The 23,298-nt window shown below is 60.7% G+C and carries 18 protein-coding genes and 1 other RNA gene; 12 read left to right on the top strand and 7 right to left on the bottom strand.

The features are described from left to right. The first annotated feature begins 47 nt into the window (after window positions 1-47). The 3 genes from DXA43_RS00620 to DXA43_RS00615 all read left to right on the top strand — a co-directional run bounded on the left by DXA43_RS00620 (window position 48) and on the right by DXA43_RS00615 (window position 3,072). On the top strand, window positions 48-2,063 hold the full coding sequence (locus tag DXA43_RS00620) for a heavy metal translocating P-type ATPase (RefSeq protein WP_233539982.1): 2,016 nt from the start codon (window positions 48-50) through the stop codon (window positions 2,061-2,063). 143 nt (window positions 2,064-2,206) lie between these two features. Next, window positions 2,207-2,560 (top strand): hypothetical protein, encoded by a 354-nt coding sequence (locus tag DXA43_RS10235; RefSeq protein WP_158559646.1) that lies wholly within the window; start codon window positions 2,207-2,209, stop codon window positions 2,558-2,560. Continuing rightward, on the top strand, window positions 2,557-3,072 hold the full coding sequence (locus DXA43_RS00615; protein WP_158564912.1) for a PIN domain-containing protein: 516 nt from the start codon (window positions 2,557-2,559) through the stop codon (window positions 3,070-3,072). The genes DXA43_RS10235 and DXA43_RS00615 overlap by 4 nt, the downstream gene beginning before the upstream one ends. A gap of 58 nt (window positions 3,073-3,130) precedes the next feature. On the opposite strand, the gene DXA43_RS00610 is transcribed toward DXA43_RS00615, so the two are convergent. After that, complete coding sequence (locus DXA43_RS00610; protein ID WP_117805967.1) at window positions 3,131-3,565, bottom strand: hypothetical protein; 435 nt, start codon at window positions 3,563-3,565, stop codon at window positions 3,131-3,133. A 237-nt stretch (window positions 3,566-3,802) separates the two neighbouring features. Between DXA43_RS00610 and ssrA the strand changes: the two genes are divergently transcribed. The 8 genes from ssrA to DXA43_RS00570 all read left to right on the top strand — a co-directional run bounded on the left by ssrA (window position 3,803) and on the right by DXA43_RS00570 (window position 13,238). Then, window positions 3,803-4,166: a transfer-messenger RNA gene (ssrA, locus tag DXA43_RS00605) on the top strand. A 678-nt stretch (window positions 4,167-4,844) separates the two neighbouring features. Next, entirely contained in the window at window positions 4,845-5,723 is an 879-nt protein-coding gene (locus tag DXA43_RS00600; protein WP_117805966.1) for a patatin family protein, read from the top strand. Window positions 5,724-5,917: 194 nt separating this feature from the next. Beyond that, window positions 5,918-6,361, top strand: a complete 444-nt coding sequence (gene rplM / locus DXA43_RS00595) for a 50S ribosomal protein L13 (protein WP_022094635.1) — start codon at window positions 5,918-5,920, stop codon at window positions 6,359-6,361. Between the two features lie 2 nt (window positions 6,362-6,363). Further along, window positions 6,364-6,759, top strand: a complete 396-nt coding sequence (rpsI, locus tag DXA43_RS00590) for a 30S ribosomal protein S9 (RefSeq protein WP_022094634.1) — start codon at window positions 6,364-6,366, stop codon at window positions 6,757-6,759. A 123-nt stretch (window positions 6,760-6,882) separates the two neighbouring features. Continuing rightward, window positions 6,883-8,220 (top strand): phosphoglucosamine mutase, encoded by a 1,338-nt coding sequence (glmM, locus tag DXA43_RS00585; protein WP_117805965.1) that lies wholly within the window; start codon window positions 6,883-6,885, stop codon window positions 8,218-8,220. Window positions 8,221-8,291: 71 nt separating this feature from the next. Then, window positions 8,292-8,789, top strand: a complete 498-nt coding sequence (locus tag DXA43_RS00580; protein ID WP_117805964.1) for a PTS glucose transporter subunit IIA — start codon at window positions 8,292-8,294, stop codon at window positions 8,787-8,789. A 272-nt stretch (window positions 8,790-9,061) separates the two neighbouring features. Continuing rightward, complete coding sequence (nagB, locus tag DXA43_RS00575) at window positions 9,062-9,790, top strand: glucosamine-6-phosphate deaminase (RefSeq protein ID WP_055251013.1); 729 nt, start codon at window positions 9,062-9,064, stop codon at window positions 9,788-9,790. A 448-nt stretch (window positions 9,791-10,238) separates the two neighbouring features. Further along, window positions 10,239-13,238, top strand: coding sequence for a BTAD domain-containing putative transcriptional regulator (locus DXA43_RS00570; RefSeq protein ID WP_117805963.1), 3,000 nt, complete (start codon window positions 10,239-10,241; stop codon window positions 13,236-13,238). Between the two features lie 69 nt (window positions 13,239-13,307). Here DXA43_RS00570 and DXA43_RS00565 read toward each other — a convergent pair whose 3' ends face one another. From DXA43_RS00565 to DXA43_RS00535, 6 genes are all read right to left on the bottom strand, one after another. Next, complete coding sequence (locus tag DXA43_RS00565; protein WP_117805962.1) at window positions 13,308-13,607, bottom strand: YhbY family RNA-binding protein; 300 nt, start codon at window positions 13,605-13,607, stop codon at window positions 13,308-13,310. Between the two features lie 158 nt (window positions 13,608-13,765). Further along, a complete protein-coding gene (locus DXA43_RS00560) occupies window positions 13,766-14,653 on the bottom strand; it encodes a methyltransferase domain-containing protein (RefSeq protein ID WP_233539981.1) in 888 nt (295 codons plus the stop codon). 321 nt (window positions 14,654-14,974) lie between these two features. Beyond that, window positions 14,975-16,339 (bottom strand): PFL family protein, encoded by a 1,365-nt coding sequence (locus DXA43_RS00550; RefSeq protein ID WP_035136908.1) that lies wholly within the window; start codon window positions 16,337-16,339, stop codon window positions 14,975-14,977. 108 nt (window positions 16,340-16,447) lie between these two features. Next, a complete protein-coding gene (locus tag DXA43_RS00545) occupies window positions 16,448-19,006 on the bottom strand; it encodes a homocysteine S-methyltransferase family protein (protein ID WP_199580499.1) in 2,559 nt (852 codons plus the stop codon). Between the two features lie 9 nt (window positions 19,007-19,015). Continuing rightward, window positions 19,016-19,804 (bottom strand): hypothetical protein, encoded by a 789-nt coding sequence (locus DXA43_RS00540; RefSeq protein ID WP_117805960.1) that lies wholly within the window; start codon window positions 19,802-19,804, stop codon window positions 19,016-19,018. Continuing rightward, complete coding sequence (locus tag DXA43_RS00535; RefSeq protein WP_117805959.1) at window positions 19,804-20,676, bottom strand: methylenetetrahydrofolate reductase; 873 nt, start codon at window positions 20,674-20,676, stop codon at window positions 19,804-19,806. Before DXA43_RS00535 ends, DXA43_RS00540 begins: the two co-directional genes overlap by 1 nt. 423 nt (window positions 20,677-21,099) lie before the next feature. Between DXA43_RS00535 and DXA43_RS00530 the strand changes: the two genes are divergently transcribed. Next, a complete protein-coding gene (locus DXA43_RS00530) occupies window positions 21,100-23,187 on the top strand; it encodes a glutamine synthetase III (RefSeq protein WP_117757412.1) in 2,088 nt (695 codons plus the stop codon). Window positions 23,188-23,298: the final 111 nt, after the last annotated feature.

Below are 23,298 nucleotides of genomic sequence, written 5' to 3'. Positions count from 1 at the left end.
TTATTAGCGAGATCCCCGGCAGGACCCGTCTTCAATTGGCGGGTCCTGTGCCAGAGAGCGATCTCGATGCACTTCTTAAGCTTGGCGGCGACATCGACGGCGTGCACAAGGTGCGCGTCTACGGCCGCATCGGCCAGATGGCGCTCGAATACGATGAGCCGCGCCGCGCGAGCGTGCTGGCCGCCGTCGGTGCGCTCGACGCTCAGGCCATTGCCGACGCAAAGACGGGTTACGTGATGCAGCTTGAGCCGCGCAAGCACAAACTCGTTATGGACCTAGCGACACTCGTCGGTGCCCATTACGCGCGTCGCTGGTTTTTGCCCACGCCCCTGCGTGCGGTGTTTGTCGTAGCCGGTTACATGACCTTTTTGCGCGCTGCCCTTCATGAGCTGGCGCAGCCGCGCCTGACCGTTCCCGTGCTCGACGCTTCGGCCATCGGCATTTCGTTCGTCAAACGTGATGTCGACACCGCAGGCCAGACGATGTTCCTGCTCAACGTGGGCGAGCTGCTCGAGGACTACACCCGCGCCATGAGCGAAAACGAGCTCATCAACTCGCTGCTCGATGTGCCCGATAAGGCGCAAAAGGTCGTCGGCGACATCGAGGTAAGCGTTGCCGCCGCCGAGCTCGAGCCCGGCGACTTGGTGGCCGTGCGTACTGGCATGTCCATTTGCATCGACGGTGTTGTCGAGCAGGGGAGCGCTATGGTCAACCAGGCGACCCTGACCGGCGAGCCGCTGGCCGTCGAACGCAGCGTGGGCGACGACGTGTTCGCCGGAACCGTCGTGGAAGACGGCAGCATCTTGGTGCGCGTGCGCGCCAATACGGCGCAAACCAAACTGCGCTCGATCGTCTCGCTCGTGCAGACGGCCGACTCGCTCAAGTCCGAGGGCCAGTCGCACATGGAAGACCTCGCCAACAAGATCGTCCCGTGGAACTTCCTGCTCGCGTGCCTTGTCGCGCTTACCACGCGCAGCCTCATTAAGACCTCGGCGGCGCTGATGGTCGACTACTCGTGCGCACTCAAGCTCACGGGTTCCGTCGCCGTCATGACTGCCATGAGCGATGCTGCCAAGATGGGCGTCATGGTCAAGGGCGCGAAGTACTTTGAGTCGTTTGCCAAGGCCGACACCATTGTGTTTGATAAGACCGGCACGCTCACCGAGGCACAGCCGCGTCTAGCTTGCGTGCTCACCACCGACGGCTGGAGCGAGGACGAGGTCCTGCGCCTTTCTGCTTGCTTGGAGGAGCATTTCCCGCATCCGGTGGCACGCGCCGTCGTCAACGCTGCTCGCGAGCGTGGGCTCGAGCACCGCGAGCGCCATGCCGCCGTCGAGTACATCGTGGCGCACGGCATCGCTTCCTCCATCGAAGGGCGTCGCGCGATTATCGGCTCGGCACACTTTGTGTTTGAGGATGAGGGCGCGCAGCTCGATTCCGACATTAAGGAGCGCATTGAGTCCCAGATGCAGGGCCTGTCGCCGCTGTATCTGGCGGTCGACGGCACCGTTGTGGGCGTGCTCGGAATCGAGGATCCGCTTAAGCCCGGGGTCCGTGAGGCCATCGCCGACCTGCATGCGTTGGGCGTCAAGCACGTGGTCATGCTCACGGGCGATTCCGAGCGCACGGCCGAGCGCATTGCGCGAGAGGCAGGGGTCGACGAGTTTAAGGCCGAGCTGCTGCCCGAGGACAAGTACGCTTATGTGGAGCGGATTAAGCGCGAGGGGCGCCACGTTGCCATGGTGGGCGACGGCGTCAACGATTCACCGGCGCTCGGTTTGGCCGACGTGGGCCTGGCGATGGGTGGCGGAAGCGATATCGCCAAGGAGGTCGCCGATATCATCCTGACCGATACGGATCTGGCCGCAATCGTGCGCCTGCGTCGCATGAGCCAGGGGCTTATCGACCGTCTGACGAGTTCGTATTCCAAGGTGATGCTCACCAACTCGGCGCTGTTGGCGCTGGGCATTACCGGCATGATCACTCCGCAGACGTCGTCACTGCTGCACAACGGCTCGACAATCGCCTATAGCTTGGGCAACTCAAAAGCGTACCTGCGTTAGCAGACGTGTTTGCCCACGTTATCTGGCCTGCGCCCAGACGGCATCGGTGTCGTCCGGGCGCAGGCCTTTTGCGTTTGAACATTTGCTAGCTTCTCTATATAGTGTTGCTAGCAAGGCTAGCAATTGAAGGGAGCGAGATCGACATGGGTGCTGTTAGCGGCATGGCGCAGGTGAACGTTCGCGTGGATCGCCAGGTCAAGGACCATGCGGAGGAAGCGTTGCGGCTTTCGGGCGGGTCACTGCCCGAGCTCATCAAAAAGGTGGTGGCCAAGGTCGCGCAGGGTGGCGGGCAGTGCGAGGAAGTGCTTGCGGCCGTCGACGACCGGCGGCAGACCGTCGCGCACGATACTCCGTTCGCCGCATCATGGGCGGCGGCGGATCAGCTTTACGCGGACCTGGGCATCGCTACGTCGCCCGTATCCGACAATCGCGATTGGGACACAATCTATTCCGAAGCCATGGACGAGCGCTATCGCCAAAAGGGGATGATCCTGTGAGCGGGGCTCCCCTCAAAATAATGGTGGATGCCAACGTATGGGTTGATTCGTTTTGCGTCGACCATGCCGAGTCGCTTGCCGCGCGTGCGTTTATTGGGCAGGCGACGGAGGCGGGGGCATTGCTGTTCTTTCCGGTGCATATCGCCAAGGACGTACTGTATGTTGTACAGCACGAACTGAAGCGCAGCGTTCTTGCCGGCGGGGGAGCGCTCGGCGAGGCTTCTGCCCGCGCGATTGGCGATGCGGCGCTGGCGTTTGTTCGGAACATGACCGAAAACGCCACGGCCGTGGGTGCAGATGCGTCGGACCTTTGGCTGGCCGACAAATACTTAGCGCTCCATCGCGATTACGAGGACAACTTGGTACTCGCCGCATGCAAACGCGCCCAGGTCGATTACTTGGTGACCAACGATCGAAAACTGCTCGAACATGCCGATCTTGCAGCAAAGACACCTCGTCAAATGATGCCGATTCTTGCCTTGGCCGAATGCGGCGGCGCGGCAATCGGTTGACGCGAACTGTTTGCGGGCCTCTTGGACGACGATGCGCCAAGGGGCCCGCGTCTGCTATTTACAAAAGCTCGGCCTTGATGGCGGGACTTTCTGCGAGCTGCTCGGCTGCCTTTTCGTCGGAGCTGTCGAGTGCTGCCAGACTGCGGTAGACCCACTCGTTGACCTGGGTGTTCTTGACGCCTGCGGTCTGCATAAGGGCGCCTACCTCGCGGATTGCTGCGAACAGATCGGCCTTGGGACCCGCGAGCTCGACCTCGATACCGTGGTAGGCGGCCACGCCGCGGTTCTCACTCACGTGGTCGATAAAGCCCTCGACGGTCTCAAGCTGCTGGGCGAGAGCTGCATCATCGTCAACGTCCAGCGCGACGAGTGCGTTCGATACCGTGAGGGCGGGATGTCCGCAGGGGACAAAACCCTCGATGACATCCATAGCTTCGGTAATGGTTGAGCCCAGGCCTGCGAGGGCATCGACGAGTTGCTGCTTGGTATCCATAACGGTCCTTTCGACGGGTCAATTTTGCTTGGCGAAAATATACGTGACGCGATCGGTAACAAAAGTGCGAAGTGCGGCGCACATTGGGGTCTTCACAGCTCGTGCATAGAACAGCTGTCCGCTTTCAGAACGTGGTAAGATAACACTCCACAAGCGGGGCTCGCCCCGCATGTTCCTTGAAAAGTCGACGGGCGTTGGGTGCTCGTACCCAATGCCATCCAGACTTTCCCGACATTCGGGGGCGACTGGTTTCGACACGATAGCTCTGAGAGAGGAAGCAAGCCGAGGTCTCCTCGCCTCGTTAAACAGGGGTACCGTCAAATTGAATTGACAACAACTCTTCTTTTGAGCCTATGGCTCTCGCTGCTTAGTTTATAGCGGCGCGTCAACCCGGTGATTTCCCCGACACCGGCGCGACGTCATCTTAGGGGAATGCTCCTGCGCACGTAATCGGTATGGCGTGGGCTAAGACCGAACCGGTTAGGACGTCACGAGCGTGTCGCTGCGCGCAAAGCGTCCGAGACTAAACCAGCGACTGAGCTTGGAGATGCCAATCAGGGGGCTTTCGTGGACCGGAGTTCGATTCTCCGCGCCTCCACCAATAGTTACAGGCAGGTAGATATTCGTATCTACCTGCCTTTTCATTTCTAGCCCGTACCGCGGAGAATCGAACTCTGTGCAGGGCGCGAGCGTAAAGAAAACGCGTAAGCGTTTTTGGCCCGCGGGCGAGGACGCCGGCAGGCGGCCGAAGCCGGTGCGTGTTCGCGAAGCAAACACGCGGATTCTCCGCGCAAAGCCCCAACCCAAAACAGATGTGCTGCCGATGGTATTTCAGCTAGCCATGCCCAGCACCAACGGATTCCCCCACCCGCGGAGAATCGAACTCTATGCAGGGCGCGGGCGTAAAGAAAACGCCTCAGTGACGCAGAGTGGGACGCGCTTTCCCAATGGCAGCCCAGGCGGAAAGCCCATCCCGGAATCCGCGCTCAGACTGGGACGTAGTTTCCGGATGACGCCTCAAGCGGAAACTGCATCCCGGAATCTTCATTCGGAATGGGATGCAATTTCCAAATGAATGGCTAGCGGAAAGTATATCCCGGAATCCGCGCTCAGAACGGGTCGCGCTTTCCCAACGGCGGTCCAAGCGGAAAGCGCATCCCGTAATCCCGCCTCAAACTGGGACGCACTTTCCGCTGCACCTGCCGCCTCGAAAAACCTGCGCGCCCTCCATTCCAAAACTGGGTAGAAGAAAGCCAAAACGCAATCGCAGGAGGTCAATATGACTGCAGAAGATAAGGCAAAGAACGCCGGCAAGGTCGCGCTCGTCTTGGAGGGTGGCAGTTTTCGTGGGCAGTTTACCGCCGGCGTGCTCGACGTTCTCATGGAGGCCGGCGTCGAGATTCCGGCGGTATATGGCGTATCGGCCGGCGCCCTCAACGGCGTGAACTACAAGTCGCACCAGATCGGCCGTGCCAACCGCATCAACCTGGCTTTCTGCAACGACAACCGCTTCATGGGCGCCGCATCGTTTGCGTCCACGGGCTCCATTGTGGGTTACGACTTTATCTTCAACGATGTCCAGGACCGCCTGGATCCCTTTGACAACGAGACCTTCGACGCGAGCCCCATTGAGATGTACGCCGTCGCGACGGACATGCTCTTTGGAACCGCCACGTACCTCCCGGTCAAAAGCGCCGTGCTCGATCTCGACGCCGTGCGCGCCTCGACCTCGCTGCCGCTGGTGACGCCGCCGGTCGAGATTGACGGGCACAAATACGTCGACGGCGGCGTGGCCGATTCGGTTCCTATCGAGCATGTGCTCGAGGAGGCCGGCTTCGAGCGCGCGGTTGTTATTGTCACGCAGGACCGCTCGTACGAGAAAAAGCCCTACGAGTTTATGCCTGCCGCGCGCGCCCGCTATGCCGACTACCCCTACCTGCTCGAGGCTATCGAGACGCGCCACGACCGTTACAACATACAGCGCATGCACCTGTGGAAGTATGAGCGCGAGGGCCGTGCGTTGGTCGTCGCTCCGCAAAAGCCGGTCGAGGTCGGCCATGTCGAGCACGATCCGGCAAAGCTTTTGGACCTGTATATCCAGGGCCGTCAGGAGGCAAAGCGCCTGCTCGCGGAAATCCAAGAGTTCGTTGAGCGCTAGCGACGGCGAACCCTCAAAAAATGACAACAGCTAAAGAGTTGGAAAAATCACGGCTCGTGGATGACATGTGCAGAAACTCTGGTCGGAGCCAAAATACCTGTTGACTCGTACGGCGAGCGGGGTAATATGGACGGGTTACTTGCAGAGCCCCGTGAATCTCTGTAACAACACGTACTGTACATGGAGGAGTCTAAGTGATTTCGAAATCGACTCACTACGCCAAGCAGGGCGAGGTCCAGCGCAACTGGGTTCTCGTCGACGCCGATGGTGCTGTCCTGGGCCGTCTTGCCACCCAGATCGCAATGATCCTGCGCGGTAAGAACAAGCCCCAGTTCACGCCCAACAGCGACTGCGGCGACTTCGTTGTCGTCATCAACGCCGATAAGGTCCAGCTTACCGGTAACAAGGCCGACACGAAGACCTATTATCGCCACAGCGGCTACAACGGCGGCCTCAAGGCTGAGAGCTTCCGCCAGGCTATGGAGAAGCACCCGGAGAAGGTCATCGAGCGCGCCGTTCGCGGTATGCTGCCCAAGACCACCCTCGGCCGTGCCCAGATGACCAAGCTTAAGGTCTACGCTGGTGCCGAGCATCCGCATGCTGCCCAGAACCCCACGAAGATTGAGCTGGAGGCTTAAAGATGGCTGAGAACACCGTTGTCTACCAGGGTACCGGCCGTCGTAAGAACGCCGTCGCCCGCGTCCGTCTCGTCCCCGGCACCGGCAAGGTGACCATCAACAAGCGTGACGCCGAGCAGTATTTCGGCCGTCATCAGCTCGTTGAGAACGCCCTTGCTCCCTTCAAGGTGACCGACACCGCCGGTCAGTTCGACGTTATCGCTCTGTGCGATGGCGGCGGCATCTCCGGTCAGTCCGGCGCTCTGCGTCTGGGCATCGCTCGCGCTCTTCTGAACGCTGGCGACTACCGTGCTGACCTCAAGAAGGCCGGTTTCCTTACGCGCGATGCTCGCGTGGTCGAGCGCAAGAAGTACGGCCTCAAGAAGGCCCGCCGCGCTCCCCAGTTCTCCAAGCGCTAAGGTTTTATCTCCTTTCGAGATACAATGTACAAGCGGGGCCTGCCGATTCCTCGGCGGGTCCCGCTTTTCTTTTTCGACTAGGGTGGGCGGTTGTATATCGCCTGCTAGGGAAGGAGCGATCCTATGCCCCAGAACATCTTCGGTACCGACGGCGTCCGTGGCGTCGCCAATGCCGACCTCTCGTGCGACCTCGCGTTTCGCCTGGGCCGCGCGGCGACCAAGTTCCTTGGCCCGGACATCTGCATCGGCCGCGACACGCGTCTTTCGGGTACCATGCTCGAGAGTGCTCTGACCGCTGGCATTATGGCAGAGGGCGGCCGTCCGCATTGCTGCGGCGTTATCCCTACGCCGGCCGTGGCGCTGCTCACCGTCCAAAACGAGCTCGACGGCGGCATCGTCATCTCCGCTTCGCATAATCCGCCGGAGTTCAACGGCATCAAGTTCTTTAGCCGCAAGGGCATGAAGCTTCCCGATGCTGTCGAGGAAGAGATCAGCGCCTGGGTCATGTCCGAGGAGGCCATGGCTGCCGACACGCTGCCGACCGGCGCCGGTGTGGGTCACATCATCAAGATGAAAGACGCCCGCAAGGCCTATGTCGATCATGCCATCAGCACGCTCGACGGCCTTAAGCTCGATGGCCTGGTTGTTGCCGTCGACTGCGGTCACGGTGCTTCCTGCCAGACTACGCCCGCCGCGCTGCAGCGCCTGGGTGCCACGGTCCATGCCATCAACACCGATTACTGCGGCACCGACATCAATGTCGAGTGCGGCTCTACGCACCTCGAGCCTCTGCGCGAGCTCGTGCTGCGCACCCATGCTGACATCGGTCTGGCCCACGACGGCGACGCCGACCGCGTACTGTTCGTGGACAGTGAGGGCAACGAGATCGACGGCGACTACATCCTGGCTATCTGCGGCTCCGATCTGGCCGCTCGCGGCAAGCTCGCCAACTCCGAGATCGTCTCGACCGTCATGTGCAACCTGGGCTTCTCCATCGCTATGAAGGAGCAGGGCTTCGAGATGGTTCAGACCGCCGTGGGCGACCGCTACGTTCTGGAGCGTATGCTCGCGGATGGCGCCGTCATCGGCGGCGAGCAGTCCGGCCACATCATCTTCCTGGAGCACAACACCACCGGCGACGGTCTGGTGACGGCACTGCAGCTATTGGCCGTGCTCAAGCGCACCGGTCGTACCCTCACCGATCTTGCCGGCATCATGAAGAAGTACCCGCAGGTACTCGTCAACGTGCATTCCGACAACAAGGCTGGTCTGGACGATTGCCAGCCTATCTGGGATGCCGTCGCTGCCGCCGAGAAGGAGCTCAATGGTCGCGGCCGCATTCTGGTGCGTCCGAGCGGTACCGAGCCGCTGGTCCGCGTTATGGCCGAGGCCGAGACGCACGAGCTGACCCAGCGCGTTGTCGACGACATCGTCGAGGTTGTCAAGCGCGAACTTCCCTAATGGTCAAAAACGAGTGCCAAGTGGTAAACTGTTAAGGCTATTTTGGTCGATTGGTATGTCCGAGGGGGAGCATGTTCACTAAAGTCCTAAGGTCTTTTGGTATGCGTGGTCGAGTCCTTACGCTGGATGCTCCCATCTCGGGCGACGTCATTTCGTTGTCCGAGGTCAATGACCAGACATTTGCCACCGGCCTGTTGGGCCAGGGCGTGGCGATTCAGCCTACGGGTACGCGCGTGATTGCGCCAGCAGACGCCAAGGTCGAGGCTATTTTTCCCACGGGACACGCCGTTGCGCTTAACACGGTCGATGGCTTGGACGTGCTCATCCACGTTGGCTTGGACACTGTTCAGCTCGAGGGCAAGCACTTTACCGTACATGCGCAAGTGGGTGACATCGTCCACAAGGGCGATGTACTCATTGAGTTCGATCGTGAGGCAATTGCTGCCGAGGGCTATGATGTGACGGTTCCCATCTTGGTGTGCAACTCCGTTGAGTTCTCGAGTATCAAGGGCTCCGTTGGTGCGCATGTCGAAGAGATGGACCAGCTCATCGTTGCTCGCGAGCGCTAGCAAGTGCACGTGGCCATTAGCCTACAATTCAAACACGTTTACGGAGGGCGCCCTTGAAAGAGGACGCCCTCCGTGGCAAGATGGGATTTGTCCGAAGCTAAAAGGCTTCGGGTCACCGTGGACGGGCAGGGGCCTCGACGCGGCTAGACACGAGACACATACATTACGCGACCTCGCCCTGGTGGCCGCACACGTTGGTTGCGGCCGACGCGGGCCGCGGGCAAGTGCTTGTAAGGGGAGCCTTGCCTCTCTTGTACGAGAAAGGACGCGTAATGAAGATCATTAAAGCTAAAGACTACGAGGATATGAGCCGCAAGGCCGCCAATATCATCTCGGCGCAGGTTATCCTCAAGCCCGATTGCGTGCTGGGTCTTGCCACCGGCTCCACCCCGATCGGTGCCTACAAGCAGCTCGCTGCTTGGTACGAGAAGGGCGACGTCGACTTTGCCGAGGTCAGCACCTACAACCTGGACGAGTATCGCGGCCTTTCGCACGACGATCCCCAGAGCTATCACTACTTCATGCGTGAGAACTTCTTCGATCACATCAACATCGACCTGAACAACACGCATGTGCCCGACGGTTCCAACCCCGACGCCGCCGCTGCCTGCTCTGAGTACGACAAGATCGTCGCCGCCGCCGGTTACCCGGATCTGCAGCTGCTCGGCATTGGCAACAACGGCCACATCGGTTTCAACGAGCCCGATGACCACTTTTCCAAGGGCACGCACTGCGTCGACCTCACCGAGAGCACCATTCAGGCCAACAGCCGCCTGTTCGACAGCATCGACGATGTTCCCCGTCAGGCCTACACCATGGGTACCCAGACCATCATGTATGCCCGCATGATCCTAGTCGTCGCCAACGGCGAGGCCAAGGCTCAGGCCGTGCATGACATGTGCTATGGTCCGGTTACGCCCGCGTGCCCGGCTTCGATCCTGCAGCTGCACACCAACTGCGTTGTCGTTGCCGACGAGGCCGCCCTTTCGCTCTGCGAGTAGCGCGAATCCTGCATCTCGACATAGCCTTGCCTAAGGCCTCCGCTTTGCGGGGGCCTTTTTGTTATCCCTCTCCGCCCGCTTGACCAAAATCTTGCCGCAAGCTTGACGAATGCCGGATGCCCAACAGTTTGATTCATTCCATACCAGATTCTATGCAAAAATGCCACCAAAAGGTCGTAGACGGTAGCGGGTGCTAGGCGAGTTGAATGACATAGCTGAACCTTGTTCATTTGCGTTACACTGCCGCTTAGATGGGACAAGCTGACAAGCTCATTTACCTGCTTAAAGACCGATTAGTCGGGGGATTAATAACAATCGGCCCTCGCTGTACAAAAACTTGCCGCTTGCGTACCAAAAGACAACCTAAAACGCAAGGTCGCTCTATTCATAGCGCGGCTTGTATGGTCTTGCGGTTACAGTGTCCATACGGTCGAGTTGAGGAGCGGGCATGGTAAACGATTTGAGCGGTATAGACGACCTCGAGCTGATGCCGCTGGGCGGAGGCTATATGGTGCGACGCGAACGCTTGATGAATGAGCTTATCGCCAAGGGCCGAAAAGCCGGCATCGTGGTTCTTTATGCGCCCGACGGGTTTGGGAAGACCTCGGTGCTGCTGCAGTACACCCATGAGGTTAAATGCGACCCGACGCGAGGCCCCGTGCGGATTATCGAGGCCGATCGCGCCATTGGGCGCGAGGTGTTTATGCAGCTCGAGGTGGTTACCGAAGAACTCAAAGACAAACCGCACTCCCTTATCGCGATTGATAATGTGCCAAACCTCGATCAGCACGATACCGAAGACCTCATCGACAGGATTCGCGGCCTGCGCGCTATGGGGATAGGGGTCTTTATCTCCTGCCGTCCTTCAAATCGTCAGCTGATTCATGGGCTGGGCGATTCGGTTAAGATCAATGCGCAGATGCTCAAGGTGCATGCCTATGAGTATTCGGCGTGGGCATCGGCGTTTTCGATCAGCACATCGCTCGACTTTTATCAGCTTACGCAGGGCGTGCCCGAGCTCGTCTCGGCATTGCAGACGGGTCTGTATGGCCAAGGCGACGTAGCCGGTCTGCTCGAAAACGAGATTGTCAACGTATATGGCGCGGCACTTGTCGATCTGGCTTCGCTCGACAATAATGCGCTGTTTTGCGTGGCATGTCTCATGGTTTTGATGGGCGAGGGCAATATCGCAGAACTCGAGGCTTGTGGGGTGAGGTTGTCGATGGTCGACCAGTCCTACTTTGTACGCGACTACCCGATCTTTGGCTTGGATCCCGCCGAGCGGAGTTTTACGTGTCTGGGCACGGAGGATAACGGACGCTTGCGCTTGCGCAAGTTGGTGGCCGAGGTTCGCCCCGAGCTTGTTCCGAGGGCGGCCCGGATTTTGCTTAAGGCGGGTAGATGCGATGCGGCGATGGGCCTGGCGGACGCCTTTTTGGACCGTGAAGCGGTCCTTGAACTTGCTGGGCAGTATGGGGTCGATCTGGCTCTGACGGGGCACGGGGCCGATATCTGCCGGGCAGCGCTGGGCACGATCGATGCCGACGATCCGGCTCCAGAGCCAACGCCTGCTGAGGCGCTCGGCGTATATCTGGCGGCGGTCAGCGTGTCCAATACAAAGCTCGCTCGCTATATGGCATCGGTCATCGAGCGCGGGGGCGAACGGGCGGCCTGCGAAATAGACCCTGTTTCATGGAGGGTGGCCCAGACACTGACGGCTGTTTGCTATGGGGACAACGGGCTTGGGCTTCCTACGAACCTGGCCGTGCCAGAAATAGAGACGTCCCACACCGCACTCGACATGCTGTCCGCGCATATCGAGGTCAAGCGATGCCTGACCGAACGGGGAGATGACGGCGGCGTTCTACAGCAGCTCAAAACGAGCAAGGCCTACGACTGTGAGCTCGACATCGCGGGGATTGTTATACGGGCCGATAGCATGCTGGTGGAGCTCTTTGACGGGTCGTTTACGGGAACCGACGAGCGCGACGACGAGATGACGGTGGTGCGGGAGGCGCTCGACGTGCGTGGGCTTAAGGCGATGGCTATCTGGGTGCGCATGGTGTTGGCGGCACGGCGGCTCCTTTCCGGCCTGCCGGTAACCGACGACGCGGCGTTCAACGAGCTCGATCGTTTTGCCGTGCGCATGCGCGACAACCAGATTCAGCTGTTTGGCCTGTTGCTAGAAGGCTGGCAGTCGCTGGCAGAGGGACGGCCGGTTAATGCAAAGTTCCGTGCGGTCCAAGTGCTCAAACTTGCCGAGGAGTCGATTGCGTACATGCGCGATAACGCATTGCTGCTGGAGCGCGCGGCGTATCTGCGTAACACCTCGATGGTTTCGGTACGCGAGGAAGCGGAGTTGCTCGATATAAGCCAGACGCAGGTTGGTGGTGCAGAAGCCTGGATGGTGGCGCTGCATTTGGCTTGCGCGGGGCGAGATAGCGATCTTGCGGCCTGGATGTCCATGAATCGCGCGGGGATTCTGGAACCATCGTATCGGCTCTTTGCGCGCCTTGCCATGCATTGTCTGGGCGAGCCGGCGACCAGGATTCGCAAGAAGCTTCCCGTGCGCGAGCTGTCGCGGTACTCGCTGCGCGACGATTTGGAAGGGGAGGGCGAGCGCCTGTTCCAGGCTGGCGAGGTTGAAGCCGTTGATACCATCGACCATATCGAGATTCGCATGTTTGGTGCGTTCCGCGCCGAGCGCGACGGGTTTCCCATCACGGACAAAATGTGGCGCCGCAAGAAGGCGGCGACGCTTGCCGAGCGGCTTGCACTGGGCATGGATGCGCTCGTCGACCGCGAGACGCTGGCAATGGAGTTGTGGCCCCATGCCGAGTTCAATAGCGCCCGCAACAACCTGTACTCGACGATATCGCGCTTGCGGTCGGCTTTGGGACCGACGCCGGATGGCAAGTCGTGTGTGCTCATCCAAAATGAATGCATCGGACTCAACGGCGACTACGTCAAGACCGATGTACGGCTGTTTGACCAGATAAGCCGCGAGGTTTTGGGAAATCGCACGGGTGCGCGCGGGCCCCATTTAGTTGAGCTGTGCCTTAAGATTGAGCAGCTTTATGCCGGACCGCTGTATGTTCCCAATGGCTGTAATCCAACCTACTTTTTGCGCATGCGGCGCATTATGCAGTCAAAGTACATCGATTGCATGATTAAGGGGGCAAATGCCGCTCTAGAAGAAAACGACCTGCAGTCGGCGATTTGGCTGGCGGAGTCGGGGCTTCGGCAGGAAACGGCGCGTGAGGATATGGTGCGCTGCGCCATGCGCGTCTACAGTGCGGCGGGGCGGCGGCGCGATATCGTCGAGCTGTACAGCGGGCATATGCACCATCTGAGGGAGCAGGTCAATGGCGTGCCCGAGCCCGAGACGCGGCGTCTATACGAGCGCTTGGTGGAGGGACGGCTCAATCGCGTGCTGGTCGAGCGATAAAAAACGGGCGCCCGAAGTACTTGGGCACCCGTAAGCTTGCTATGTGTTGGCTCGCCGGATCATTGGCTCTTAGACGAGCTTGATCTTCTCGATGTCCTTGCGCGAGGACTCGCGATACAGCGAGAACTTGCGGCCGATGACCTGGACGACCTCGGCGTGGCAGCGCTCAGCGAGCTCTTCGGCGGCCTCGCGGGCGGAAAGACTGGAGCCATCGAGCACGGAGCACTTAACGAGCTCGTGCTTCTCCAGGTAGGCGACCGTCTGCTCGATGGTGCCCTCGTTGACATCGGACTTACCGATGATGATGGCGGGGTTGAGGTGATGGGCCATGCTGCGAAGCTGCTTGACCTGGGCTCCTGTCAGTGCCATGGGTTCTCGCTTTCTATGTATGGGGCGCCCCGCGACGGGGCCTTAATCTACGTGAGCTGTCCCACGATAGCGCAGGAACGGCGCGGTGTGGGGCGCGTTTGCCCAGTTCGCAAAGAATGCGGATGCCGAGGTGATGGGCAGCTCGGGCTGTGAACGGGCTACGAGCGGGATTCAGAGACCGGTTCCCATGCAATAAACGCCCAGCGAACCTTACGGATATGGTCGAGCATATAGCACCCCTGCGGCACGCCCTTGGAGCCCGGCTCACCGGCGTGGGGATTCTCGATCATGTGTTGGGCGATGTAGTCGCGCAGACGGTCGACCTTATCCTCGTTGCCATGCTCAAGCATGCGGGAAAAGTCCGCCACGCCTGCCTCAAGGCTATCGAAGGTATCGCGACGAGGCGATTCAAAGTACGTGACCTGCGGCAGGGCACCCATCTGAATGAGAATGTTAAAGGCGTACACAAAGCCATTGCTGCAGGTAACCGAGGCGCCGATGGCGTTCATCAAGTGCAGATCATAGCGCGGGCTGGAGTTGGCGACCATCGTGACAGCACAACGCCGACGAGCCGTTCGATTAAGCTTGGCAAGCGCATCTTTTAGATTGGTCGTCGTAACCGACCGACTGGCAAAGGCAACATCCACCGCTTTCGCGACCGGTCCAACCAAATCCCAATCATCATCCCAAGCAAGCTCAAGCGGCGTTATGCGCCCCTCGAGCCCGTAATACTCAATGCCGGCATCAAGGGTGCCCAACATAGCGGGGGAGAAGTCGGCTGCAATCACAGGATGCCCAGCCTGAGCAAGCGGAATAGCAATCGACCCAGCCCCACACCCCATATCAAGCACCGATTCACCAGGCTTTAACGCCAACAGCTTCATAAAGTCCCGGGCATACGGGGCAGTCTCCAACGGCCGAAAATGCCGAGCCCGCTTATCCCATTCAAAAGAATCATCAGCCCGCCGCCGATCAGCTTGCAGACGCATCCATTCGCCATTCCAATCCGCAGAAAGCAGATCAGAACGAATCTCCCCATCAACCACGGGCCAACCTCCTCACACAACAAAAAAAGCGGCCCCTCCCAAAAGAAGAGCCGCAACAAGCATATATCAGAAAAAGAACCGTTCCAACGCCAAAACGCCGCACCAGCCAAGTGGTGCAGGAGCGAAGCAACTGCAACCGGGATAGAACCCAACTGAGGTCCCGTTGTGCGGGAGCCCCGGGGAGGACAAATATATAAGGTCGATCGCGAGTTCCGCACGAGCCGGAGAGCACTTAATGTGCTCTCCGTGCGAGTCAGGACTGTCCGAGCAGGCGACCTTATATATTTGCCCTCCCCGGGGCTCCTCGCCAGCACCCCTCAGCTAGTTCTTGAGCGAGTTCAGCGGTGCCGGGAAGCGTCCACCGCGATGGGCAAGCACGGTGCCGGCGTTGGGGTTCACCGGCATGATGGGCGCACGGCCGAACAGGCCGCCGTACTCGACGCAGTCACCCACGCCCTTGCCGATGGCAGGAATCACGCGGACGGCCGTGGTCTTGTTGTTGATGACGCCGATGGCCATCTCGTCGGCGATGATGCCGGCGATGGTCTCGACCGGGGTGTCGCCGGGGATGGCGATCATGTCCAGGCCAACGGAGCACACGCAGGTCATGGCCTCGAGCTTCTCGAGCGAAAGCGCACCGGCTTCGACGGCGGCGATCATGCCGGCGTCCTCGGACACGGGGATAAAGGCGCCGGAAAGACCGCCCACGCTGGAGCTGGCCATGACGCCGCCCTTCTTGACGGCATCGTTGAGCATGGCGAGCGCGCAGGTCGTGCCCGGGCCACCGCAGGTGCCCACGCCGATGATCTCGAGGATGCGCGCGACGGAGTCGCCGATGGCAGGCGTGGGAGCCAGCGACAGGTCGACAATGCCCTTCTCGACACCCAGACGATGGGCGGCCTCGCGGCTCATGAGCTCGCCGGCACGGGTGATCTTAAAGGCGGTCTGCTTAATCTTTTCGGCGACTTCCATCATCGAGGCGGAATCGGGCAGCGTCTCCAGGGCTGCGGCCATAACGCCGGGACCCGAGACGCCTACGTTGATGACGGCGTCGGCCTCGCCACCGCCGTGGACGGCGCCCGCCATAAACGGGGAGTCCTCGACCATGTTGGCAAAGCAGACAAACTTGGAAGCGCCGACGGAATCCTGGTCGGCCGTGAGTTTAGCGGCATCGATGATGGTCTGGGCGGCCATGAGCACGGCATCCATGTTGATACCGGCGCGCAGGCTGGCGACGTTGACGCTGGAGCAGACGCGGCTCGTGGTGGCGAGTGCCTGGGGGATGGACTGGATAACGCGGCGATCGGCGTCGCCGATGCCCTTCTGGACGAGTGCGGAGAAGCCGCCCAGGTAATCGATGCCGAGTGTCTCGGCCGCGCGGTCGAGGGCGTGCGCGATGGGGGTGAGGTCCTCATCCTTGCAGCACGCGGCGATCTGCGCCACCGGGGTGACGGAAACGCGCTTGTTGACGATGGGGATACCGTACTCGCGCTCGAGGTTCTCGGCGGTCTCGACCAGATGCTCAGCCGTGTGCGTCACGTGGTCGTAGATCTTCGTGCACATGCGGTCGAGGTTCTCGTCGCCGCAACCCATGAGCGAAACACCCATGGTGATGGTCCTGATGTCGAGGTTCTGCTCCTCAACCATGCCGCGGGTTTCCGCGATTTCTGCGGGCGTGATCGCCATCCTTGCGCTCCTATCTGCCAAAACGAGCATAATCTTATCTATTCTAACGTGCCGCACGTGCCAAGTGGCGCATGCGGCACGTTTTGGTGCTCGGTTGTTTCCGTTGTGTTACTGCCCAAAGACCTCTTCGGCGATGCGCGCGCTTTCGGCGGCATCCTTGGCGTAGTAGTCCGCGCCGATCTGCTTGGCGTATTCGGGGGTGAGCACGGCGCCGCCCACGATGATCTTGACGCCCGGCACCTCGGCATGAAGCAGCTTGATGGTCTCTTCCATGGCGACGACCGTGGTAGTCATAAGCGCCGAGAGGCCGACGAGCTTAATGTCACGCTCCTTGACGGTCTTGAGCACCTCCTGCGGATCGACGTCGCGACCCAGATCAAAGACGGTGTAGCCGTAGTTGTCGAGCAGCATCTTGACGATGTTCTTACCGATGTCGTGGATATCGCCCTTAACGGTGGCCACGCAGATCTTGCCCTTGTCGGCAATCTCGCCGGCGGGCATCAGGCGCTTGATGGTGTCGAAGCCCACACGCGCGGCTTCGGCCGAGGCCATAAGCTGCGGCAAGAAGAACTTGCCCTGGTCAAAGAGGACGCCAACTTCGTCGAGGGCGGGGATAAAGTGATTGTTGATGAGGTCCATGGCGTCGTGGTCTGCCAGCAGACGCTCGGTCTCGGCAGCGATCTCGCCTTTGCGGCCCGAGACGACCATGCGACGAATCGGGTCGTCGTTGCCGTCGGTGCCGGCGGTGCCAGCAGCGGGCGCGGCATCACTCGATGCGGCCTGAGCTGCTGCCGGGTTGGCGGCGATCTTATACGGATCGGTCCAACCGGCATAGCGCTCGATGTATCCGGTCGAGCCCTCGTCCTCAACGCTCAGGACGCGATAGCTGTAGACGGTATCCATAAAGCGCTTGGAGCCCGGGTTCATGATGGGGGCGTCCAGGCCCGCGCCAAAAGCGGCGGCCAAAAAGACCGAGCCCAGCAGCGGGCGGGCAGGCAGGCCAAAGCTGATGTTCGACACGCCGAGCGCGCATTTGACGCCCAGACGCTCCTTGCACAGGGACATGGCGCGTAGGATCTGCTCGGCCTGGCGTTGATTGGTCGAGGCGGTCATGACCAGGCAGTCGATGAGGATACGGTCCGGGCCGATGCCGTAGCGGGCGGCCTCGGCCACGATGCGTTCGGCGATGGCAAAGCGGGCCTCGGCGGTATCGGGGATGCCGCCTTCGTCGAGCGTAAGGCCGACGACGTTGGTTCCATAGTGGGCGACCAGCGGAAAGATCTCATCCATGATCTGCTGCTTGCCATTGACCGAGTTGATGATGGGCTTGCCGGCGTAGCGGCGTACGGCGGCCTCGACGGCGGCGGGGTCGGTGGAGTCGATCTGCAGCGGCAGCAGCGTGGAGCCTTGGAGCTGCTCGGTCGCTTGCTGGATGACCTTGACCTCGTCGATCTCGGGCAGGCCCACGTTGACGTCCAGGATGTCGGCGCCCTGTTCTTGCTGGCTGATGCCCTGGCTCACGACGTAGTCCAGGTCGCCGTCGCGCAGGGCCTGCTGCAGGCGCTTTTTGCCGGTGGGATTGATGCGCTCGCCGATGACGGCAATCTTGTGGCCGTCGCAGGGAAGGTCCACCACAGTCTGGGCACTTGTGACCGACATGCTGGGCTTGCGGTGGCGCGGACTGGGCGTGTGGTTATCGATAAGCGTGCGCAAGGCGGCCATGTGCGCCGGCGTGGTGCCGCAGCAGCCGCCCACGACGCTCACGCCGTCCTCAATCATGCCGGCGACGGCTTTGGCGTATTCGGGGGCCTGGATGTCAAAGACGGTATTACCGTCGTCGTCCACGTGGGGCAGTCCCGCATTGGCCTGCACCATAACGGGTTTGTCCGTAACGGTGAGCATACGTGCGGCGAGCCCTCGGAGCTCGGCCGGTCCCTGGCTGCAGTTGATGCCCAAAACGTCGGCGCCGATGGCGTCGAGCGTGATGGCGGCCACCTCGGGACTCGTGCCCAGGAACGTGCGACCGTCTTCCTCAAAGGTCATGGTGGCAAAGACGGACAGGTCGGAGTTCTCGCGGCAGGCGAGGACGGCCGCCTTGATCTCGGCAAGGTCGGTCATGGTCTCGATAATAAAGAGGTCCACACCCGCGGCGACGCCGGCGCGCACTTCCTCGGCAAAGAGGTCGTAGGCCTCGTCGAAGCTCAGGGTACCCAGGGGGCGCAGCAGCGCGCCGATGGGGCCGATATCGCCGGCGACGTAGTGGGCACCGGCTGCGCGGGCGCAGGCGACAGCGGCGGCAAAGACATCTGCCACGGTGGCGGTACCGTCGAGCTTGTGGGCGTTGGCACCAAAGGTGTTGGCGGTGATCACGTCGCAGCCGGCCTCGACGTACTGTCGCTGAATGTCGGTAATGACCTGGGGCTCCTCAAAGTTGAGCAGCTCGGGCAGGGCGCCCGCCTTCATGCCAGCGGCCTGCAACATGGTGCCCATGCCGCCGTCAAACAGCAGGTGCCCGGTGCCCTTGATGGCGGCGCGCAGACGATCGTCCTTAATGCGAAGGTCGTCGATCGTGCGCGTCTTGTATGCAGCCCCGTTGCGGCGCGCAGCATCAACAGGCGCCGCCAGCGCGGCACCGTCCAGATCATGAGTGATAAGCGGAGTAAACATCGATGGCTCCTAATGGCTGGAATAGCAGGTGGTGTGGGCGGCGCGGAAGCGGCAGTGCTCACGCATGCGGCAGATATTGCAGGTGGGGCGGCTCTGGGCGTCGTGGACTTCGCCGTCAAACAGACCAATCACCGCGGTCACGCTCTTGGTGGGCATGAGCAGGCTGGTCGGCGTGACGGTAAGCCCGATGAGCCGCGTGGCGTTGAGCGCATTCACGATTGAGCGCTGGGCCGTAAGCGGGCAGTCGCCATAGCCGGGACTGAAGCGCCAGTTACCGGCGAGTCCGTGTGCGGCGGCCGCAGCCTTGACCTGCTGGTCCATCTGCTCGACGGCGGCTTCTACATAGGCAGAGCATGCGGCGTCGAGCACGGCTCCCTCCAGGGGCTGCTGGGCTCCCGTGGTGCGCAGACGACGCTCGGCGTCCATGCCGAGTGTGCATGCCATGAGCGCGGCAAAGCGGGCGTCTTTGAGATGTCGATAGATGTCGCGACCGCGCAGCTCAACGTTGGTGCCGACCAAGCGAATGCAAGGCTCTCCCTGCTCGTCCACGCCCATGGCATCGATGGCAAATGCGCGGCGCACGCCACGGGGCTCAATGTCCAGTTCCAGACGCTCAACGACAAGCTCAATACGCTGCGACAGCTCGGGCTCAATCTGCTGACCGCCGTAGCCCAGATAGCGCAGCATCTCGGCACGATCGACGCGGGGATGGTGGGCATCATCGATACGATAAAGCGCCGGCGACGCAAGGTCGGCCGGCACTTCGACAGCGGTTGTATCGATGTGCGGTTTTTCCATTACCCCAAGCGCTCCATAATGGTCGCGGCGATTGCAGGACGGTTCATAGTGTACAGGTGCAGACCGGCGGCACCGTGCTCCTTAAGGTCGCAAAGCTGACGGGCGGCATAATCTACACCGGCTGCCTGCAGGCTCTCGGGGTCGTTCTCGTACTTGGCGAGAATCTTGATGACGGGGGAGGGCAGTGACGCGCCGCACATAAAGACCATGCGGCTGATCTGCGACTTGCCCATAAACGGCATGATACCTGCGGTAATGGGCACGGTGATGCCGGCCTTGTCGGCAAGCTCGCGAAAACGATAGAAGCACTCGTTATCAAAGAAGAGCTGCGTCACAAAGAAGCTCGCGCCGGCGTCCTGTTTTTGCTTGAGGTGTTCGACCGAGAGGTTGAGATCCTCGCAGGCAATGTGGCCCTCGGGGTAGGCTGCGGCACCCACGCAAAAGCCGGCGTCGACGAGCTCGGGGATGAGGTCGCGGGCGTAGGCGTAGTCGGAGGCGGGCTTGTCGTCCTCGGTCGCGCCGGCAGGGAGATCGCCACGCAGGGCCAGGATGTTTTCCACGCCGGCGGTGCGGTACTCATCGATCTTGGCGGCGATATCGGCGTGGGTACGGCCCACACAGGTGAGGTGCGCCACCGAGGGCGTATCGAATTCGCTCGTAATCATATGCGCGATGGGGGCGGTGGTGGCGCCGTTGCCCGAGCCGCCAGCCGAGCAGGTGACCGAGACAAAGCTCGGCGAAAGCTTGCACAGATTGCCTGCCACTTCGCGAGCCGTGTCGAGGGTAAGCTCGCCCTTGGGCGGGAACATCTCAAACGAAACGGGTGCAGTGCCCTGGGATGCTGCCTGCTTAAAAACCTCGTCGACGCGCATATCGTGCTCCTTTAGATATTTAGTGCGATGTATTGTAAGGATTCTACAGCACCACTGTGTCACGGTGGAGTTTTACTCGCTATTTAGGGATACCAATCAAAGATGCCTTGCTATCGGCATTCCCTATAACAACGCAGCTCATTGGGTGCGGGGTTATAAAGACTGGTATCTGATGCGAAATACCAGTCAATTTAGCCCCGTCCTAAATTGACTACCCTTAAACCATGCGGGGAGGTCTGCAATTTATACAGTTCATTGGCTGTTAAGGGTGGCAATACTGCCGCGATGCGGTAACCTCATTGATTGGTTTCGCGACAGCAACACAACGGTAATGTCGCGGAAACACGGCGAGCCTAAGCTATGACTCGTTCGTTAGTAATCAACACCGCTTCTCACGCGGTGCCGATACGAAGGGAGTTCCGTATGGCCGATCTTACTGACCGCTTCGGGACCATGGTGTTCTCTGAGGAAGTCATGAAGGACTACCTCCCCAAGGACATTTGGAAGCGCCTTGCCGCAACCCTCGAGGAGGGTGAGCCGCTCGACCTGGATGTGGCCAACGCCGTCGCTCACGCCATGAAGGTTTGGGCCATCTCCAAGGGTGCTACGCACTACGCGCACTGGTTCCAGCCGCTTTCGGGCATTACTTCCGAGAAGCACGATAGCTTCCTCGAGCCCAACCACGACGGCACCGCCATTACCAAGTTTACGGGCAAGAACCTCATCCAGGGCGAGCCGGACGCCTCCAGCTTCCCCAACGGCGGCCTGCGTGCCACCTTCGAGGCCCGTGGCTACACCGCTTGGGATCCCACCAGCCCCGCCTTTATCAAGGACGATGTCCTGTGCATCCCCACAGCTTTCTGCTCCTACACGGGCGAGGCCCTGGACAAGAAGACCCCGCTGCTGCGTTCCATGACCGCGCTCTCGCGTGAGTCCAAGCGCGTTTTGGCGCTGTTTGGTAAGACCCCCAAGAAGGTCGTTCCTTCCGTGGGCGATGAGCAGGAGTACTTCCTGATCAAGAAGGACGCTTACCGCAAGCGCAGGGACCTGGTCATCACCGGTCGCACCCTCTTTGGCGCTGCTCCCTGCAAGGGCCAGGAGCTCGAGGAGCACTACTTTGGCGCTATCCGCCCCACCGTCTCGTCCTATATGAAGGACCTGGACGATGAACTGTGGGCGCTTGGCATTCCTGCCAAGACCAAGCACAACGAGGTCGCTCCCTGCCAGCATGAGCTCGCCCCTGTCTACGGCGAGGTCAACGAGGCCATCGACCAGAATCTGGTCATGATGGAGAAGATGAAGCTCATCGCCTCCCGCCACGACTTGGTCTGCCTGCTGCACGAGAAGCCCTTCGAGGGCATCAACGGTTCGGGCAAGCACAATAACTGGTCGCTTGGCACCGAGTCCGAGAACCTGCTCGACCCGGGCGACACCCCGCTCGACAACCTGCAGTTCATCGTCTTCCTCACCGCGGTGATCGAGGCCGTCGATAACTACCAGGAGCTCCTGCGTGCCTCCGTTGCCTCGGCGGGCAACGATCATCGTCTGGGCGCCAACGAGGCTCCTCCGGCGATTATGTCCATCTTCCTGGGCGACCAGCTCACTGAGGTTGTCGAGAAGATCATCGATGGCAAGGCTTCCGTCCATGCCACGCGCGGCGTGCTCGACTTGGGCGCCGATACCCTGCCCAAACTGATGCAGGACAACACCGACCGCAACCGCACCTCCCCGTTCGCCTTCACCGGCAACAAGTTCGAGTTCCGTGCCTGCGGCTCCGAGCAGAACGTCTCCGACTCCAACCTGGTGCTCGATGCCGCCGTGGCCAAGTCGCTCAAGTCCTTCGCCGACGCACTCGAGGGTACGCCCGAGGATAAGTTCCAGGACGCCGCGCTCGAGTACTGCAAGAAGGTGCTGACCGATCACCAGCGCATCCTGTTCTCCGGCGACGGTTACTCCGACGAGTGGCCCATCGAGGCCGAGAAGCGCGGCCTTGCCAACAACAAGACCACGGCCGACGCTCTTCCCGCCTTTGTTTCCGATAAGGCCATTGCGCTCTTTGAGGAGACGGGCGTCCTGACCAAGGCCGAGGCCCAGTGCCGCTATGACTGCAAGCTCGAGAAGTACAACAAGCTCATGAACATCGAGGCCACCACGATGGTTCGCGAGGCGCGTCGTACCTATCGCCCGGTCATTACCGCCTATGCCACCAAGGTCGCTAAGGGCCTTGAGACTATTCGTGCCGCCGGTGCTGAGGCTGCCATGCAGTGCGAGCAGAACACGCTCAACAAGCTCTGCAACGGTATCACCGCCATCAACGACTCCATCAAGGCGCTCGACGCCGTGCATCAGAAGGCCGAGGCTCTCGATGGCCAGGAGCAGGCCAACGTGTACGCGCACGAGGTCGTTCCCGCTATGGATACGCTGCGTGCTGCCGTGGACGCCATGGAGGAGATCGTGGCCGCCGACTACTGGCCGGTCCCGACCTACGACGACATTCTGTTCTACGTGTAGAACGTAACCGACATATCGTCACGGTATTGAGCCGGGGTCCGCATCGCGTGGGCCCCGGCTTTTTGTTTGCGAAGGACGCTTTGGATCCCGCTTTGCAACTGATTCGCCCAC

This window comes from Collinsella sp. OF02-10, assembly GCF_003463445.1.
In the GTDB taxonomy this organism is placed as follows: domain Bacteria; phylum Actinomycetota; class Coriobacteriia; order Coriobacteriales; family Coriobacteriaceae; genus Collinsella.
The sequence above is the reverse complement of the archived record's forward strand: the minus strand, read 5'-3'. Positions and strand labels throughout refer to the sequence as shown.